The sequence below is a fragment of the uncultured Polaribacter sp. genome (genome assembly GCF_947497695.1).
Lineage (GTDB): Bacteria > Bacteroidota > Bacteroidia > Flavobacteriales > Flavobacteriaceae > Polaribacter.
The window spans coordinates 176,838-193,379 of record NZ_CANMHM010000003.1 but is presented as its reverse complement, the minus strand read 5'-3'; the positions used below and the strand labels follow the sequence as shown (position 1 = coordinate 193,379).

Sequence of the window (16,542 nt, the reverse complement as noted above, 5' to 3'; positions counted from 1 at the left end):
TCTTAATATTCTTTTAATTCATTAATACTCCAATAGGCTAAAACAGCAGTTATCTTTTTAACATAATCATCGTATTTTAGTGGTTTTAAAACATAACCAGAAACCCCTATTTTATAACACTCTTCTAAATCTTTTTGATTGTCTGAGGTTGTTAAAATAACTGTGGGTATGTGACACAAATTTTTATCGTTTTTTAAGATTGATAAAAATTCAATACCACTCATTTTAGGCATGTTTAAATCTAATAAAATTAAATCGGGTAAATAGCTTTTATCTTCTAAAAATTGTAAACCTTCTTCTCCATTTTTAGCCTCTATAATAGTATGTTTTAATTCTAATAATGAAATGGTACGTTTCATTTTCATTATTTCAATTAAATTATCTTCTATTAATAATATTTTTAAATTTTTAGTCATTTTATTTTAGTTGCTAGAGTTATATCTAGCAATGATAATATAAAAGGTTTTGTATTATTTAATTTGCTGATAAGATAAAATAAAGTGTAGCTGAAATACAATTAAGTATAGACGAACCGTTTAACGATTTATAAAGCTAAAAGGTGTTTGATTGCTGTAAATAAATAGTAATAACTAGATTACTAAGAAACTAACTGATTAAAATATTCGAAAATTTCTCCTTTAGAAATGCTACTTCCTTTTTCTATTAAATCGAAAATTTCAGTATTTCTATCTTCTTGATTATAAGGTTTAGAACCTCTAAAAATCTCAACAGAATTATCCATTGGGTTTTGCATTAACCACTCAAAACCTTCTTGTTCTAGTAAATTAATATCCCAAGTTATTTTAATGGCAATTCTATGAATTTCTACTGCATCACACTTAAATAAGTTTACAGATGTTTTTGAGAAATGCTCTACATAATTGGTTTTTGTTAAAACATCGTCCCAAACTACATCAGAAAAAACATTCATCACTTCTTCTGCTACGTCTAGTTTTTCTGTTTTTATTTGGCTCCATTCTTTAGCATCTATGCTTTGTGTTGCTAAAAAACGTGCAAAATCTTCATGCAAACTTTCAAATTGTTCTTTGGTTAATTGTCTGTATTTCATAATAAGTAATAAAGTTGGGCTTTATAATTTGTAACTATACTTTGTTTAACAATAAAAAAGCTCGTTATTTCTAACGAGCTTTTTTGTAAATTATTTAAAGGTGTTTACTTTTCAGCAACAACTTCAAAAGTAATATCAGCAATTACTGCTCTATGTAATCTTACAGATGCATCGTATTTACCTAATCTTTTTACAGAACCACCAACAACTTTAATAAATTTCTTATCTAAATCTGTTCCTGCTTTTGCAAGTGCTGCAGCTAAATCTATGTTGTTTATAGAACCAAATAATTTGTCTCCAGAACCAACTTTAGATGCAATTTTAATTTCATATCCTTTAACTGTTTCAGCAATTGCATTTGCGTCTTCAATTAATTTAGCTTCTTTATAAGCACGTTGTTTTAAATTCTCTGCTAAAACTTTCTTTGCAGATGAAGTTGCTAAAACTGCTTGTTTTGTAGGTATTAAAAAGTTTCTACCATATCCATTTTTCACAGATACAACATCATCTTTAAATCCTAAATTTTCTACGTCTTGTCTTAATATCAATTCCATGTCTCTACGTATTTTTTATTTTAACAAATCTCCAACGTAAGGCATTAACGCCAAATGACGAGACCTTTTAATTGCTTGTGCAACTTTACGTTGATATTTTAATGATGTTCCTGTTAAACGTCTTGGTAAAATTTTACCTTGTTCGTTTACTAAATACATTAAGAAATCTGCATCTTTATAATCTATATATTTAATGCCTTTTTTCTTAAATCTACAGTATTTTGCTTCTTTTTTAGTGTCTATATCTAATGGCGTTAAATATCTAACGTCAGCAGATTTACCACCTTTTGATTGTTGTTCTATTGTAGCCATTTGTTATTTTTTTATAGATTTAACACGTTCTGATCTAATTTTTGCCCAAGCTGCAGCATGTTTGTCTAATTTAATAGTAAGATAACGCATAATGCTATCATCTCTTCTAAATTCTAACTCAAATGCAGAAATTTCTTCTCCAGCAATTTTAAATTCTAATAAGTGATAAAAACCACTTTTTTTCTTTTGAATTGGATAGGCTAATTTTTTTAAGCCCCAATCTTCTTTTGAGATCATTTCAGCTCCTTTAGAAACTAAATAATCTTCGAACTTTTGTACTGTCTCCTTTATCTGAGTGTCAGATAAAACGGGATTCAAAATGAAAACAGTTTCGTAATGATTCATAAATTAATTATTTAATGTTTATTTTAAGGCTGCAAATATAGTGAGTTTTTTCTATTAAACGCTATTTTTTTATAATTAATAATGATTGCTATTTATTTTCTAAAATACTGATTTACTGAATGGTAATTTAATTTAGCTGTATGTTTTAGAATAACTTCATTTTTAAAACCTTTTTTATGTATTATTTAAACTCAAGAGAAATAAAACGATTTTTAAAATTTCATTGAATAAACTACATATCTAAAAGTTTTAGTTTAGCTAATATAATTAACTATTTAAAGGTATAAATAAAAAAAAAAAGAGCCCAAAAATTGAGTTCCTTTTTAAAACATCCTATTAAAAATTATTATCTTTTCATCCTCTTTTTATCACTTTTCTTATCTTCTAAAGAAGCTTTGTTCCAAATTTTAATTTCATCATTTGCAGTAACTCCTTCTAAAATTTCAACATTTTCGCCATCAGAAGTTCCTAGTTTTAAATTTTTCTTTTCAAATTTATCTTCTCCTATTTTTACTTCTACATAAGGTTCTTCTGTTTTTTTATCAAACTTTAAAAGAGCTTCTCTAATTGCTAAAACACTGTCTTTTTTTTCTAAAACAATATCTGCATTTGCACTATAACCAGCTCTAATAAAAAAATTATTATCTAAAGAAATATCTGCTTTAATTTTAAATTGTACTGCTCCATTTTCCTCTGTTCCTTTTGGAGCTATAAAGTTTAGTTTTGCAGGAAACTTTTTCCCTTCAATAGCACCTATAGAAACTTGAATTGCAGTTCCACTTACTAATTTACCCACTTCAGATTCATCAACTTTACCTTCAAAAATCATTTTACTCATGTCTGCAATAGATGCAATGGTTGTACCTGCATTAAAATTGTTAGATTGTATTACTTGGTCTCCTTCTTTTACAGGAATTTCTAAAATAGTACCAGACATTTGTGCCATAATATTTGTATTTGCAGAAGCTCCAGAACCAGAAGACCCTCTTTTAATAATCTGATAATCGTTTTGTGCATTTTTTAAATCTTGTTTTGTTTGAGCATAGGTCAATTCTATATTTTCAAATGCTGCTCTAGAAATAACGCCTTTTTCAAATAGATTTTTATTTCTCTTATAAGATATTTCTGCATTGCTTAAACGAATTCTAATATTATCTACTCTACCTTTTGCACTAATTAAAGATTGCTCATTAGGTACAACTCTTACCCTTGCAATTAAATCTCCTTTTTTAACTTTTGCTCCTTCTAAAAGTAATATTTTATCAATAATACCTGTAATTTGAGGTTTAATTTCTATTTCTTCTAAAGGAATCACTTTACCTGTTGCCACTGTTTTTTTAACAATAGTGGTTTTAAAAGGTGTTTCAGTTTCAAATTGTACAATACTTTTTTGATTCTTTTTAAAGAACCAAAGTAATGCAACGATAAATAATACTGCAATTACTATTAAAATGATTTTTGCTCTTTTACTCATAATTTATTGTTTGTTTATTCTTCTCTTAATGCTTCTATAGGTTTTATAACAGTTGCCATGTGTGCAGGAATTAAACCTATTAAAGTACCTAAAATAATTAATACGACTAATGCAATTAATATTATTGGAATATTTACTGTGGGGTTTACCAAAGCTGCATCAACTCCTTGTCCGAATTTTAAATCGATGATAAACAAGGTTAATCCACCAAATACAATTCCTAGCATACCAGCAATTGTTGTTAAAAAGACAGATTCTAAAATAATTTGTTGTTTGATGCTTTTAGGAGTTGCTCCCAAAGCTCTTCGAATTCCTATTTCTTTAGTACGTTCTTTTACGGTAATTAACAAAATATTACCGATAGCAAAAACACCAGCAATTAAGGTTGCAATACCAACAAACCAAGTTAAAAACTGCATGCCTGTTAAAAAGCCTGTTACTTTGCCTATTTCTTTTCCTAAATTTACACTTCCAAAAGCTCTTTTGTCTTCAGGATGTACTTTATGTAAACTTTTTAGAGTTAACAAAATATCACTTTCCATTTGGGCAATATCTGTTCCTTCATTGGCAGTAATCATCATCCAATCTATTTTATTGGCAGTATTGTACACTTTTTTAAAAGTTGAAAAAGGTATGTATGCACAATCTCCATCAAAATTAATAGTACTAGAAGGCTCATAAACACCAATTACCTTATAATTGATGGCATTAATTTTAATGTACTCTCCTATAGGCATTGTTCCTTTATTAAACAATTGTTTGTACATATCCTCTGAAATCACAGTAACTTTTGCCGTTGATAAAATATCGTTTTCGTTTAAAAAACGCCCATAAATAAGTTTCTTTTTCTGAATTTGATCTAAAATAGGGTAATCACCACTTACTTTAAAACTACCTGATTTAAAATTATGTGTAATTAAATTATTAGTTTGATTTCTAGGTGCTAAAAGTTTAATTTCTTTAGAATATTGAGATTTTAACACCTCAATATCATTGGTGTTTAAAGTAAACCTTCTCCCTTTTTGAAAACCTTTAAAAGGAGTATCTGTTGCCTGTGTCCATACAAAAACACTATTGGTTGCAAAATCGCCAAACAATTTTTTAAACCCATTTTCCATTCCTCTAGCTGCTCCCAATAAAACTACAAGTAAAAAAATGCCCCATAAAACACCAATAATAGTAATTCCTGTTCGTACTTTATTTTTACGAATACTTCCGTAAATTTCTTGCCATGTATCAGAATCGAATAAAAACCTCATAATTAATCTGCTCTTAATGCTACAATAGGTTTGATGTTTGCAGCTCTTTTTGCAGGAACATACCCTGCAATTAATCCTGATAAAATTAAAACAACTGTTGCTCCTATTACAATTTCAGTACTTACACTTGGGTCTTTAATAAAATACTCTTTTTCTAAACTATCACCAATAAATGTTAAAATATAAGTACCTAAAGACAACCCTAAATATCCTGCAATTGTTGTAATTAAAACAGATTCTTGCACAACCATACCAACAATAGATGCTGGTGATGCTCCTAAAGCTTTTCTAATTCCGAATTCTTTTGTACGTTCTTTAATCACAAAAATCATAATATTACTTATACCAATAATACCTGCTATTAAAGTACCAGAACCTACTAAAATCACTATTGCATATAAAACAAACATAAACATACCCACATTTTTGTTTGCTTCTGCCATATTTCTAACAGAAAGTGCACTTTGATCATCTGGATGAATACTCATTTTACTACGTAAATCACGCTCCATTTTATCACCAAAAGCAATAGCAGCCTCTAAACTTAAATTTGTTTGATAGCTTAATACAATTTGATTGATGTAATCATTATTACCATACATCATTTGTGCTGTAGTAACTGGCATATAAGCTTGTCTTTCTTCATTATCTCCTCCTTCATCAGAAAAAACACCAATAACTAAAAAAGAACTTCCATTTACATTTACTCGTTTATTTAAAGCTGGTTTTTCGCCAAATAAATCTTGTTTAAGCAACCTACCAATTACGATTACTTTCGCTTTTTCTTTTAAATCTCTTTGGTTTATATAACGCCCCTCATCAATCATTGTTTTTTCTAAAAATTGATGATCTGGGTGCACACCCTTTAAACGATAGCTGTCTGCATTATTTTGATATTTTATAACAACACTTTTATTTATTCTTGCTGTTTGATATTGAATTTTATCTTCATATTCTTTTCCAACAAAATCATATTCTTTATTGGTTAATTGTATGCTTCTGCCTGTTTGTAACCCTTTGTAGGGTTTTGAGGTTTTCCAAACACGCACTCTCATAGAATTCTGAGCATCATCTTTAAAGGCACTTTTAAAAGAATTGCTTAAACCACTTACAATTCCAAAAAGTAACGTGAATAATAAGATAGCAAAAGCCACTGTAAAACCAGACATTACAGAACGCAACCTGTTTTTATTAATGCTCTGAAAAATTTCTCTCCAACGATCTAAATCAAACATTATTTTTTATTGTATAATTGTTTAAGCCTGTAATTGTTTATCAACTTTGAAATGAGTATTTTTAATATTTAAACTTTAATTTCTATTTTTTTGATTTCGTTAACTCATCACTAATAATAACACCATCTTTTAAACGCACAATTCTTTTGGTTTGTGCTGCAACTTCTTCTTCATGGGTAATTACAAAAACGGTCATTCCTTCTTCATTGATGTCTTTTAAAAGGTCAATTACAGAATCTGTTGTGGTAGAATCTAATGCTCCTGTAGGTTCATCTGCTAAAACCACTTTGGGTTTTGTAACCAAGGCTCTTGCAATAGCAACACGTTGTTTTTGTCCGCCAGAAAGTTCGTTTGGTAAATGATTTGCCCAATCTTTTAAACCTACTTTTTCTAAATAATCTAAGGCAATTTGCAAACGTTCTTTTCGTTTCATCCCTTTATAATACAAGGGTAATGCAACGTTTTCTAAAGCTGTTTTGTAAGATATTAAGTTGAAAGATTGAAAAACAAAGCCCAAGAATTTATTTCTTAAAATGGCAGCTTTTTTCTCATTCAAATTTTTGATTAATTGTCCGTTTAAATAATAATCTCCTTCATCATGCTCATCTAACAAACCAACAATATTTAATAATGTAGATTTTCCTGAACCAGAAGACCCCATAATAGCAACAAATTCGCCTTCTTTAATATGTAAATCAATTCCTTTTAAAACGTGAAGTGAATCCTTACCAATAGGATAAGATTTGTGAAGTTTTTCTATTTTAATCAATGGTTGGCTAATTTTAGACTAAAGTATTGATTGCTATTGATTATTGATACTAATTTTGTGTTAAAAGGGAAAGATTTAATTGAACCCATTTTTACTTGAGGTAGATAAATAAACAAAATGTTACCAAAAAATAACTAAAAAAGTTAAAGTACCTTTGTTTTCATTAATTCACAAATATTAATATGTTTGATATTCCTAAAAACAAAAAGGTTATTTTATTTGATAGCGTTTGTAATTTATGCAATAGTGCTGTTTTAAAAGTGATTCAATTTGATAAAAAAAACGTCTTTTTATTTGCTGCTTTACAATCTAAAAAAGGCAAACAAATCATCAAACAATTAAATATCGATGTTGCTAAAATTGATTCTATTATTTTATACGAACCTGGTATTTCTTATGAAATAAAATCTACTGCTGCTTTAAAAGTGATGATTGATTTTGGTGGAATTTGGAACTTAAGCCACGTATTTTTATTATTACCTGAAGGATTTAGAGATGCTGTTTATGATTTTATAGCCAAAAACCGTTACAAATGGTTTGGCAAAAAAGATAATTGTATGATTCCTTCTCCTGAGTTAAACGCTAAGTTTTTGAATTAGTTAATGGTTAGTAGTTAAAAATGTGAAAAACATCTAACTTAACAAAATTCTCTATATTGATAATTAAAAAAATGAAAAAACAAATACCAAAAGAAATAAAATGTGTCATTTTTGACATGGATGGTGTAATTATCGATTCTGAAGAAATTCATAAAAAGGCCTATTATGAGACCTTTAATTCTATTGGAGTTACTGTTTCTGATGAATTATACAAAACCTTCACAGGTTCATCAACTATTAATGCTTTTCAGAAATTAGTAGCTCATTTTAAGTTGAATTTAAAGCCAGAAGATTTGGTTTTAGATAAAAGAAAACGATATGTGAATTTCTTTGAAAACGACCCAACACTACATTTGGTAAAAGGTGTTGAAGATTTGATAAAATATTGTCATAAAAAAGGTGTAACCTTAATTTTAGCCTCTTCATCTGCCATGGTTAATATTGATAGAGTTTTTAACAGATTCGATTTAAACCCATATTTTACAGCTAAAATTAGTGGTGCAGATTTAAAGGAATCAAAACCACATCCAGAAATATTTGAAAAAGCAGCACTTTTAGGAAAAACTGCAAAAGAGCATTGTATTGTTATTGAAGATTCTGACAATGGTGTAAAAGCAGCAAATGATGCAGGTATTTTTGTGATAGGTTTTGCAAATCCTTTATCAGAAGGACAAACTTTAAAAAGTGCCGATTTTATTGTAAATAATTTTAAGAGATTGATGAAAATGGTTTAGTTTTAGATTGTTATTAATATTGATTATTGGGTTAGAAGAATATAAATTAGCTAACTAAGGTGTACTTTAAAAAAAACAGCTTGGAATTTTTTCCAAGCTATTTTTTCACTACTTATATTCCTTCTTCAAAATCATCAAGATCTAAATCTTCATCTTCATCAAAAGAATCTTCATCTTCAGCATAATCCTCCATCGTTTGCTCTAAACGATCACTAATCTTCACTAAATAATCTGTGTCTTCTGTTTTAACTTCAACAGCTTTTATGGTTTCTCCTTTGGCATTTTTAAAAGAGATCACATCACTATAATCATATCCTTTAGGATATTTTGCTATCAACAAATCTAAAATATCTGTTGTTAATTTTGCGTATTCTACGATTACTCTTTTCATTGTATTTATTTTTGAGTTAAAAATTAAAAGTTCAACTTTTCTAAAAAAAAGTAATGCTACATTTCTAATAAATATGCGAATATTAATGGAGCCACAATTGTTGCATCACTTTCTATAATAAATTTAGGAGTATCAATATCTAATTTACCCCAAGTAATTTTTTCATTAGGTACTGCACCAGAATAAGAGCCATAACTTGTAGTAGAGTCTGAAATCTGACAGAAATAGCTCCAAAATGGTGTTTCTGGTTTTTCCATATCTTGATACAACATTGGCACTACACAAATAGGAAAATCACCTGCAATCCCTCCTCCTATTTGAAAGAATCCAATTCCGTTTTCAGAATTATTTGTATACCAATCTGCTAAAAAAGTCATGTATTCAATTCCAGATTTTACAGTACTTGCTTTTAATTCGCCTTTTAGAACATACGAAGCAAAAATGTTACCCATGGTAGAATCTTCCCAACCAGGACAAATGATTGGTAAGTTTTTTTCTGCAGCAGCATACATCCAAGAATCTTTAATGTCAATTTCATAATATTTTTCTAAAACGCCAGATAATAATAATTTGTACATATACTCATGTGGCAAATAACGTTCTCCTTTTGCTTCTGCGTCTTTCCAAATTTTTACAATATGCTCTTGAATTCTTCTAAAAGCTTCTTCTTCTGGTATGCAAGTATCTGTAACTCGGTTTAAGCCTTTTTCAAGTAAATCCCACTCATCTTGTGGAGTTAAATCTCTATAATTTGGTACACGTTTGTAGTGAGAATGTGCTACTAAATTCATCACATCTTCTTCTAAATTTGCACCTGTACAAGAAACAATTTGCACTTTATCTTTACGAATCATTTCTGCAAAAATCTTTCCTAATTCTGCTGTACTCATTGCTCCTGCTAAAGAAACTAACATTTTAGATCCTTTGTTTAATTGCGCTTCATATCCTTTTGCAGCATCTACCAAAGCAGCTGCATTAAAGTGTAAAAAGTATTTTTCTATAAAATTTGTAATTGGTTTGCTCATTTTGTTGTTTTATTAAAATGTTTTCGACACGATTTTTTAAAAAAGAAAAATCAATACCAGTTACATCTTGTTTATTTTGTTAATTTTTAATAAATAAATTCATTTTTATAAAAAACATACAAGTCACTATATTGTTATTTCAACCTTTTGGGAGAAATCACACTAGTTGTTCATTACTATGTGTTTTTCTTGTGAGATTTCTCCCTTTGGTCGAAATGTCAAAACTGTATTTCATCATTTTATTATAAAAATTTTTATCAAGAAGTTCTTTTAAATTAATTTTTATTATTTAGCTGTTTTTCTAACTTCAAAAATATCTGTTCTTCTGTCTTTTAAATTTCTAACACTTCCAAACTGATTCAAATCTTTTAGCAAATCTAAATCTACATCAGCAATTAAAATCATTTCTGTGTTTGTAGTTGCTTCTGCTTTGATTCCATTTGCCGGAAAAGAAAAATCACAAGGTGTAAAAACCATCGATTGTGCATACTGTATGTCCATATTATTTACTTTTGGTAAATTACCAACACTCCCAGCAATTGCAACATAACACTCGTTTTCTATAGCTCTTGCTTGTGCACAATGACGTACTCTTGAGTAGCCATTTTGTGTATCGGTTAAAAACGGAATAAACAAAATATCCATTCCTTCTTCTGCCAATAACCTACTTAATTCTGGAAATTCTGAATCGTAACAAATTAACACCCCAACTTTTCCACAATCTGTATCAAATGTTTTTAATTCGCTTCCTCCTTGTAAACCCCAAACTTTTGCTTCATTTGGTGTTACGTGTAGTTTTTCATAACGACCTAAAGTTCCATCTCTTTTACAGATATAACCTACATTATACAACAAACCATCTTTAATTTCTGGCATGCTACCTGTAATAATGTTAATGTTGTAAGAAATTGCCAACTTAGAAAAACGCTCTACTACTTCTGGTGTAAATTTTGCCAATTCTCTAATAGCTTCAGATTCTGGTAAATGATTAAACTCAGCCATTAAAGGTGCGTTAAAAAACTCTGGAAATAATGCAAAATCTGATCTGTAAGCAGAAACAGAATCCACAAAAAACTCAGCTTGCTCCATTAACTCTTCCAAATCTTTATACAAACGCATTTGCCATTGAATCAACCCCAAACGTACCACCGTTTTTTTGGTTGCTGCTTTTTTAGATTTTTTTTGATAATAAATATTATCCCATTCTAATAAAACTGCGAATTCACCCGAATTTGCATCACCTTCTAAGTACCCTTTTAATATTTTTGAAGGATGAAAATCATTCGAAATTTGAAAATTTAGAACAGGATCGTATATTTCTTTACGTTTTACCTTTTCTAAATATTCTTTAGGCGATATTTCTTTTGCAAACTTGTGATAGTTTGGCATTCTACCTCCAAAAACAATTCCTTTTAAATTAAGAGTTTCACAAATTTCTTTTCGGTAATCGTACAATCTTCTGCCTAAACGTAAACCTCTAAATTCTTTTTTGATAAAAACATCTATTCCGTATAAAACATCACCATCTTCATCATGTGTGCTAAAGGTAAAATTACCTGTAATATCTTCATAAGTATGGGTATCATCAAAGCTATCATAATCTACTTTTATAGACAAAGCACAACCTGCTAATTGCCCGTTAATTTTAATAACAACTTGCCCTTCTGGAAATTTATGTATTAGAGATTGTATTTGAGATTCTTCCCAATATGTATTTTGCATACTAGAATAAATCTCAATCATTGCTTGCTTTAACGCTTGATAATCATCAATTGTTAAATATTGCAATTCTATATTTTCTATTGTTTTTATCATTATTAAAGACTAAAAGTCATCATTATCATCATCTTTAAACTTAGACAATTTACTAAACGGATTTGCTGTATCGTCTTCTCCATTTTCATAATTATCATCATTAGCTGCAAATTTGTAACTCAACATTTTGTAAAATAATTTTGCTGCTAAAAAATCAGACGATTTTTCTTTTTCATTTGGGCATAATTCAACCATGTCAAAACCAACCACATTTTTTTCTTTAAAAACTAATTTTAAAAATTCTAATGTTTCATAATAGAACAATCCTCCAGGTTCAGGAGTTCCTGTACTTGGCATAATTGATGGATCTAAAGCATCTAAATCAAACGTAATAAACACGTTTTCTGTTAATTGATCTACAACATCTTCTATCCAATCTTCATTTACAGCCATTTCATGTGCAAAGAAAACTTTGTCTAAATTCATACTTCTTTTTTCAGAAATATCCATGCTTCTTATACCAACCTGTACCAGATTTGTATTTTGGTTTGCTTCATAAACAGCACAAGCATGGTTGCATGTAGAACCTTGGTATTCTTTTCTTAAATCTGCATGAGCATCAATATGTAAGACTGTTAAGTTGTTAAAACATTCGTTAAATGCACGAATTGTACCAATAGAAACGGAATGCTCGCCACCAAAAACAGTTACAAATTTATTTCTGTTAATGTATTTTTTTGTTACTTGATGTACTGCTTCTACCATTGCTTCTGGAGAAGAATTTTCTGTAACAGCATCTGCTAAATAAACCCCTTCTTTATATACTTCAGAATCTGTTTCTATGTCATATAATTCCATGTTTTCAGAAGCATCTAAAAATGCTTGTGGCCCTTTATCTGCTCCTTTTTGCCAGGTACTTGTTCCATCATAAGGAACAGGAATAAGTACTATTTTTGATGTTGACAGGTTTCCAAATTCTTCTGAAATTCCTGCATAAGTTTTATTTGTATTCATTTTAATTTTGTGGTGTTAAAAAACTTCTTCTTTTATTAATTTTTCTGATTCAATTTTAGGTTCTGTTGCTTCTCCATAACCTAAAATCGAAAGTAACTCACTACTTTTTTGTTGTTCTTTAAATATTTGGGTGGTTATATTTCCATTTTCATCCCTATCAATAATTAAGTGTTTTGGATGTGGAATTAAGCAGTGTTGCAATCCGCCAAAACCACCTATAGATTCTTGGTAGGCTCCTGTGTTAAAAAAGCCAATAAAAAGTGGATTTTCTTTTTCATAAACAGGTAAATAAATACCATTTATATGTTGTTCTGAGTTGTAATAATCATCACTGTCACAGGTTAAACCACCTAATAAAACACGCTCATATTGCCTATTCCATTTATTAATTGGCAACATAATAAAACGTTTGTTAATTGCCCAAGCATCTGGTAAAGTAGTTATAAATGAAGAGTTTATCATGTTCCAGCGTTCTCTGTCGTTTTGTTTTTTCTGATACAAAACTTGGTAAATTGCAGCTCCTGATTCACCTACTGTAAAGCTTCCAAACTCTGTAAAAATATGAGGTACATCTACACCTGCTTCATCACATACTTGTTTAATTTGATTGATAATTTCATCAATCATATATTGGTAATCATACTCAAATGCCAATGAGTTTTTTATCGGAAATCCACCACCAATATTTAAACTATCTAAACTTGGGCATACTTTTTTTAAGTTGATGTAAACATTTAAGCATTTCATCAATTCGTTCCAATAGTAGGCATTGTCTTTAATACCTGTATTGATAAAAAAATGCAACATTTTTAAATCAACTTGAGTATTTGTTGCTATTTCACGTTCATAAAAAGACACGATGTTTTTGTAACCAATTCCTAAACGAGAGGTATAAAACTCAAATTTTGGCTCTTCTTCTGACGCGATTCTAATACCAACATTTAATTTTTTATCTGTTTCATCTAATAATAGATTAATTTCTTCATAATTATCAATAATCGGAATCACATTTTGATGTCCAGAATTAATTAAACCACCAATATTTTTAATGTATTGATCGCGTTTAAAACCATTACAGATAACAAACGTATTGTCTTTTATTTTCCCTTCTTTTTTAAGATTATTTACAATATCTATATCAAAAGCAGAAGATGTTTCTATATGAATATCGTTTTTTAAAGCTTCATTTAAAATATGTTTAAAATGAGAACTTTTTGTACAATAACTATAAAAGTATTTTCCTTTATAGTTGTGCTTTTCCATACTTTCTTGAAACCACCCTTTGGCTTTATTGATGTTTTCTGATATTTTAGGCAAATAGGTGAATTTTAACGGAGCTCCATATTTTGCAGCCAATTCCATTAAATTAATTCCGTGCCAAAACAATTTGTTGTTTTCTGTTTTAAATTCTTCCTGTGGAAAATCGAACGTTTGCTCGATTAAATCGATGTATTTTGTATTCACTTGTAATTTTAAATTAATTGTATGATAAACCTGTCCAAACTAAAACAATTTAATATTTTAGAATAGAAATTATAACCCTAAAAAGAGTTTTTTATCACTGTAATATTTGCAAGTAAACTACGTGCAACTTTGAGAAAAGCTGCAATTCTTGAAGAATTGAAAATGGAGATACCTTAATTTTTTCGTTGCATTTCCAAAATGCAATATAACTTTCATTCTCCGATTGAATGTTATATCCGAAATAAGAAAAACTAAACATTTTAATTAAACATAAGTCTGGTAAATGTAAATTATTTTTCAACACAAAAAACAAAATCAAAAAAAAAGTAAAAAAATATTTATTTTTTATTCTCCCCTTTAAACATAAGGCATTCAACACCTAAAACTAATAAAATTTTAAAAAAATGTTCTATTATTTATTTAAAAACAAAGTTAAAAGCAAAAAAAAACGCTGAATAGTCAGCGTTTTTTAATGAAATATATTTTACTCTTCAATCGGTGGATGTCCATGAATTTCTTCAAAATCTTCATCAAAATTTTCTCTTAGATAAGAGTTTAATTTTTTTCGATAATCATCTTTTAACCAAGTAACAAAGTTGTGGGTACTTTTAGAAATACACTTGGCATATCTGTTTATTCTATCATCAATTTCTTCTCCTAACATTTTAGCTAAAATTAAAGCATCAAAAACATCTTCACTGTTCTCTATACACATTTTTGCATGGTGTACAATAGATTTTTCTAAGACTCTTTTAGAAGATTCTCCTTGTCTAATGGTATCTATATATACTTTTTTCATATCAAAATAAGTATCTGTAGATTTTGCAAATTCTTTTTTAACATTAGCTGGTAATTCATATCTAAAAGTACTTTCTATATCTTCATCAGAAAGAATGGCATTTAAATAATAATCTGGAGCTCTAAACATTTTTTCCCAGTCTAAATCTGCTCCCCAAGCACCAAATCTGTGAAAATTGTTTCCTAAATCAATCACATCAAACGTAGTTTTATCATTTAAAATTCGAGACCCACGTCCAATCATTTGGTAATATAAAGTCAACGATTTTGTAGCTCTATTTAAAATAATGGCTTCAATAGTTGGTTCATCAAAACCGGTAGTTAAAATACTTACAGAGGTAATAATTGCCCCTTTTGTTTTCTTAAACCATTTTAAAATAAGCGCCCTTTCTGCTTTTGTATTGGTATTGTCTAAGTGAGCAATTGGGTAACCTGCTTTTTTAAACGCATGAAATACTTGTATAGAAGTGTTAATTCCGTTATTAAAAATTAAAGTTTTTTTGCCTTTTGCCGTCTCTTCATACGCAGAAACCAATTTAGAAAGCATGTCTGAATTGGTGTATAAATCTTCTGAAGATTTAACGGTGTAATCTCCATTTGCACCTACTTCTAAAGAGGTTAGACCAACATTGTAAGAGTATAAATTGGCACTTGCTAAATATTCATGATCAATTAAATGCTGAATAGATTCACCAACAAACAACTCTTGATAGTTCTCATACATTGGTAATTTAGTATTAGAACTTAAAGGTGTTGCAGTAACACCTAATATAAAAGATTCATCAAAAAACTTAAAAATTTTAGTAAAAGAATTGTAGTGTGCCTCATCAACAATAACCAAACCAATATCAGAAATATCTAATTTATCATCATTTAACCTATTTTTTAGGGTTTCTACCATAGCTACAAAACAACTATACTCATCTTGATCATCTAAAATTGCTGTAGAATTGATAATTTTGTTTTTTACACCAAACTCACTAATCATCTTAGAAGTTTGTTTACTTAACTCAATTCTGTGCGTCAATACTAAAACTTTCTTTTGATAAGTTTCTAAATAACGTCTTACAATCTCAGAAAAAATAACGGTTTTACCACCTCCAGTTGGCAACTGATACAATAGATGATAGTCTTTTGGAGCATCTTCAAATCTTCTAAAGATTTCTTGAAGTGCATCTTTTTGATATCCGTATAATTCTTTACCTACTTTTTGTGAAGTGTTTGTTTCTGCCAAAGGAATATAAATTTGAAAAACAAAAATAAGACTTAAATAAGGTGTAATGCAAATTTAAACTATATAAATCTTGATAAATTTACGGATGCAATATCATGATGGGATGCATTATGTATAGAAACGCCATTTTTTATGACTAATAATTGTGGTGATTGATGTATTACATCAAATAATGTAGCAATTTCATTAGAAATATCTCTATGGTTTAATAAATCTAAATAGTAAACTTTTAAATTTTGATGTTCTTGTTTAAATAATTTTTCGAATTGTTTAATTACTATTTTACAAATTCCACATCTTGTAGAGTCTTTAAAAATAAATACACTTTCTGTTTTAGAAATTTCATTAATTTCCTTTAATTGCTCTAAAGAGCTTAAAGGAATCCAATTTAAAAATGACTTTTTTTCTGATTTTGATTCTTTATCTTCTTTACCTCCAAATATATTGTTTAATATGCCCATGTTATGCTTTTATGTTTATAATGCAAATATAAGAAACTTTGCAGTGTCAA

At 28.9% G+C, this 16,542-nt stretch carries 18 protein-coding genes; 2 read left to right on the top strand and 16 right to left on the bottom strand.

What is annotated here, in order from left to right; all coding sequences use genetic code 11:
- Nucleotides 1–2 precede the first annotated feature (2 nt).
- The 9 genes from Q0731_RS05195 to Q0731_RS05155 form a co-directional block, all read right to left on the bottom strand.
- Nucleotides 3–416 (bottom strand): response regulator, encoded by a 414-nt coding sequence (locus Q0731_RS05195; RefSeq protein ID WP_299060847.1) that lies wholly within the window; start codon nucleotides 414–416, stop codon nucleotides 3–5.
- 182 nt (nucleotides 417–598) lie between these two features.
- The gene (locus Q0731_RS05190) at nucleotides 599–1,069 is read right to left on the bottom strand and encodes a DUF6495 family protein (RefSeq protein WP_299060844.1); all 471 of its coding nucleotides are present in this window, start codon (nucleotides 1,067–1,069) and stop codon (nucleotides 599–601) included.
- A 104-nt stretch (nucleotides 1,070–1,173) separates the two neighbouring features.
- Complete coding sequence (rplI, locus tag Q0731_RS05185; protein WP_299060841.1) at nucleotides 1,174–1,623, bottom strand: 50S ribosomal protein L9; 450 nt, start codon at nucleotides 1,621–1,623, stop codon at nucleotides 1,174–1,176.
- A gap of 15 nt (nucleotides 1,624–1,638) precedes the next feature.
- Nucleotides 1,639–1,935: a 30S ribosomal protein S18 gene (gene rpsR / locus Q0731_RS05180; RefSeq protein ID WP_299060838.1), complete on the bottom strand. Its 297-nt coding sequence runs from the start codon at nucleotides 1,933–1,935 to the stop codon at nucleotides 1,639–1,641.
- Nucleotides 1,936–1,938: 3 nt separating this feature from the next.
- Entirely contained in the window at nucleotides 1,939–2,280 is a 342-nt protein-coding gene (gene rpsF, locus Q0731_RS05175) for a 30S ribosomal protein S6 (protein ID WP_299060835.1), read from the bottom strand.
- A 346-nt stretch (nucleotides 2,281–2,626) separates the two neighbouring features.
- Nucleotides 2,627–3,754, bottom strand: coding sequence for an efflux RND transporter periplasmic adaptor subunit (locus Q0731_RS05170; RefSeq protein ID WP_299060830.1), 1,128 nt, complete (start codon nucleotides 3,752–3,754; stop codon nucleotides 2,627–2,629).
- Nucleotides 3,755–3,768: 14 nt separating this feature from the next.
- Nucleotides 3,769–5,013 carry an ABC transporter permease gene (locus Q0731_RS05165; RefSeq protein ID WP_299060828.1) on the bottom strand — a complete coding sequence of 415 codons (1,245 nt, stop codon included), beginning with the start codon at nucleotides 5,011–5,013 and terminating at the stop codon, nucleotides 3,769–3,771.
- A 2-nt stretch (nucleotides 5,014–5,015) separates the two neighbouring features.
- The gene (locus Q0731_RS05160; RefSeq protein WP_299060825.1) at nucleotides 5,016–6,248 is read right to left on the bottom strand and encodes an ABC transporter permease; all 1,233 of its coding nucleotides are present in this window, start codon (nucleotides 6,246–6,248) and stop codon (nucleotides 5,016–5,018) included.
- 82 nt (nucleotides 6,249–6,330) lie between these two features.
- Nucleotides 6,331–7,017: an ABC transporter ATP-binding protein gene (locus Q0731_RS05155; RefSeq protein ID WP_299060822.1), complete on the bottom strand. Its 687-nt coding sequence runs from the start codon at nucleotides 7,015–7,017 to the stop codon at nucleotides 6,331–6,333.
- Between the two features lie 182 nt (nucleotides 7,018–7,199).
- Between Q0731_RS05155 and Q0731_RS05150 the strand changes: the two genes are divergently transcribed.
- Both Q0731_RS05150 and Q0731_RS05145 read left to right on the top strand, forming a co-directional pair.
- A complete protein-coding gene (locus Q0731_RS05150; RefSeq protein ID WP_299060820.1) occupies nucleotides 7,200–7,616 on the top strand; it encodes a DCC1-like thiol-disulfide oxidoreductase family protein in 417 nt (138 codons plus the stop codon).
- A 71-nt stretch (nucleotides 7,617–7,687) separates the two neighbouring features.
- Nucleotides 7,688–8,350 (top strand): HAD family phosphatase, encoded by a 663-nt coding sequence (locus tag Q0731_RS05145; protein WP_299060818.1) that lies wholly within the window; start codon nucleotides 7,688–7,690, stop codon nucleotides 8,348–8,350.
- A gap of 112 nt (nucleotides 8,351–8,462) precedes the next feature.
- Here the strand turns inward: Q0731_RS05145 and Q0731_RS05140 are convergent, their stop codons facing one another.
- From Q0731_RS05140 to ytxJ, 7 genes are all read right to left on the bottom strand, one after another.
- Entirely contained in the window at nucleotides 8,463–8,741 is a 279-nt protein-coding gene (locus Q0731_RS05140) for a hypothetical protein (RefSeq protein ID WP_299060816.1), read from the bottom strand.
- Nucleotides 8,742–8,797: 56 nt separating this feature from the next.
- Nucleotides 8,798–9,766, bottom strand: coding sequence for a deoxyhypusine synthase family protein (locus Q0731_RS05135; protein WP_299060813.1), 969 nt, complete (start codon nucleotides 9,764–9,766; stop codon nucleotides 8,798–8,800).
- A 285-nt stretch (nucleotides 9,767–10,051) separates the two neighbouring features.
- Nucleotides 10,052–11,581: a bifunctional GNAT family N-acetyltransferase/carbon-nitrogen hydrolase family protein gene (locus Q0731_RS05130; RefSeq protein WP_299060810.1), complete on the bottom strand. Its 1,530-nt coding sequence runs from the start codon at nucleotides 11,579–11,581 to the stop codon at nucleotides 10,052–10,054.
- Nucleotides 11,582–11,590: 9 nt separating this feature from the next.
- Nucleotides 11,591–12,535, bottom strand: a complete 945-nt coding sequence (speB, locus tag Q0731_RS05125) for an agmatinase (protein WP_299060808.1) — start codon at nucleotides 12,533–12,535, stop codon at nucleotides 11,591–11,593.
- Nucleotides 12,536–12,550: 15 nt separating this feature from the next.
- Nucleotides 12,551–13,999: an arginine decarboxylase gene (locus Q0731_RS05120; protein WP_299060804.1), complete on the bottom strand. Its 1,449-nt coding sequence runs from the start codon at nucleotides 13,997–13,999 to the stop codon at nucleotides 12,551–12,553.
- Nucleotides 14,000–14,483: 484 nt separating this feature from the next.
- Nucleotides 14,484–16,031, bottom strand: a complete 1,548-nt coding sequence (locus Q0731_RS05115; RefSeq protein WP_299060802.1) for a DEAD/DEAH box helicase family protein — start codon at nucleotides 16,029–16,031, stop codon at nucleotides 14,484–14,486.
- 59 nt (nucleotides 16,032–16,090) lie between these two features.
- The gene (ytxJ, locus tag Q0731_RS05110) at nucleotides 16,091–16,492 is read right to left on the bottom strand and encodes a bacillithiol system redox-active protein YtxJ (RefSeq protein WP_299060800.1); all 402 of its coding nucleotides are present in this window, start codon (nucleotides 16,490–16,492) and stop codon (nucleotides 16,091–16,093) included.
- Nucleotides 16,493–16,542: the final 50 nt, after the last annotated feature.

What these genes read in the sequence shown, in the direction of transcription:
- speB (WP_299060808.1), bottom strand. Translation starts at nt 12,535, where the DNA reads ATGAATACAAATAAAACTTATGCAGGAATTTCAGAAGAATTTGGAAAC.
- rplI (WP_299060841.1), bottom strand. Translation starts at nt 1,623, where the DNA reads ATGGAATTGATATTAAGACAAGACGTAGAAAATTTAGGATTTAAAGAT.
- Q0731_RS05190 (WP_299060844.1), bottom strand. Translation starts at nt 1,069, where the DNA reads ATGAAATACAGACAATTAACCAAAGAACAATTTGAAAGTTTGCATGAA.
- rpsF (WP_299060835.1), bottom strand. Translation starts at nt 2,280, where the DNA reads ATGAATCATTACGAAACTGTTTTCATTTTGAATCCCGTTTTATCTGAC.
- Q0731_RS05165 (WP_299060828.1), bottom strand. Translation starts at nt 5,013, where the DNA reads ATGAGGTTTTTATTCGATTCTGATACATGGCAAGAAATTTACGGAAGT.
- Q0731_RS05170 (WP_299060830.1), bottom strand. Translation starts at nt 3,754, where the DNA reads ATGAGTAAAAGAGCAAAAATCATTTTAATAGTAATTGCAGTATTATTT.
- Q0731_RS05140 (WP_299060816.1), bottom strand. Translation starts at nt 8,741, where the DNA reads ATGAAAAGAGTAATCGTAGAATACGCAAAATTAACAACAGATATTTTA.
- Q0731_RS05150 (WP_299060820.1), top strand. Translation starts at nt 7,200, where the DNA reads ATGTTTGATATTCCTAAAAACAAAAAGGTTATTTTATTTGATAGCGTT.
- Q0731_RS05130 (WP_299060810.1), bottom strand. Translation starts at nt 11,581, where the DNA reads ATGATAAAAACAATAGAAAATATAGAATTGCAATATTTAACAATTGAT.
- Q0731_RS05135 (WP_299060813.1), bottom strand. Translation starts at nt 9,766, where the DNA reads ATGAGCAAACCAATTACAAATTTTATAGAAAAATACTTTTTACACTTT.
- Q0731_RS05145 (WP_299060818.1), top strand. Translation starts at nt 7,688, where the DNA reads ATGAAAAAACAAATACCAAAAGAAATAAAATGTGTCATTTTTGACATG.
- rpsR (WP_299060838.1), bottom strand. Translation starts at nt 1,935, where the DNA reads ATGGCTACAATAGAACAACAATCAAAAGGTGGTAAATCTGCTGACGTT.
- ytxJ (WP_299060800.1), bottom strand. Translation starts at nt 16,492, where the DNA reads ATGGGCATATTAAACAATATATTTGGAGGTAAAGAAGATAAAGAATCA.
- Q0731_RS05195 (WP_299060847.1), bottom strand. Translation starts at nt 416, where the DNA reads ATGACTAAAAATTTAAAAATATTATTAATAGAAGATAATTTAATTGAA.
- Q0731_RS05160 (WP_299060825.1), bottom strand. Translation starts at nt 6,248, where the DNA reads ATGTTTGATTTAGATCGTTGGAGAGAAATTTTTCAGAGCATTAATAAA.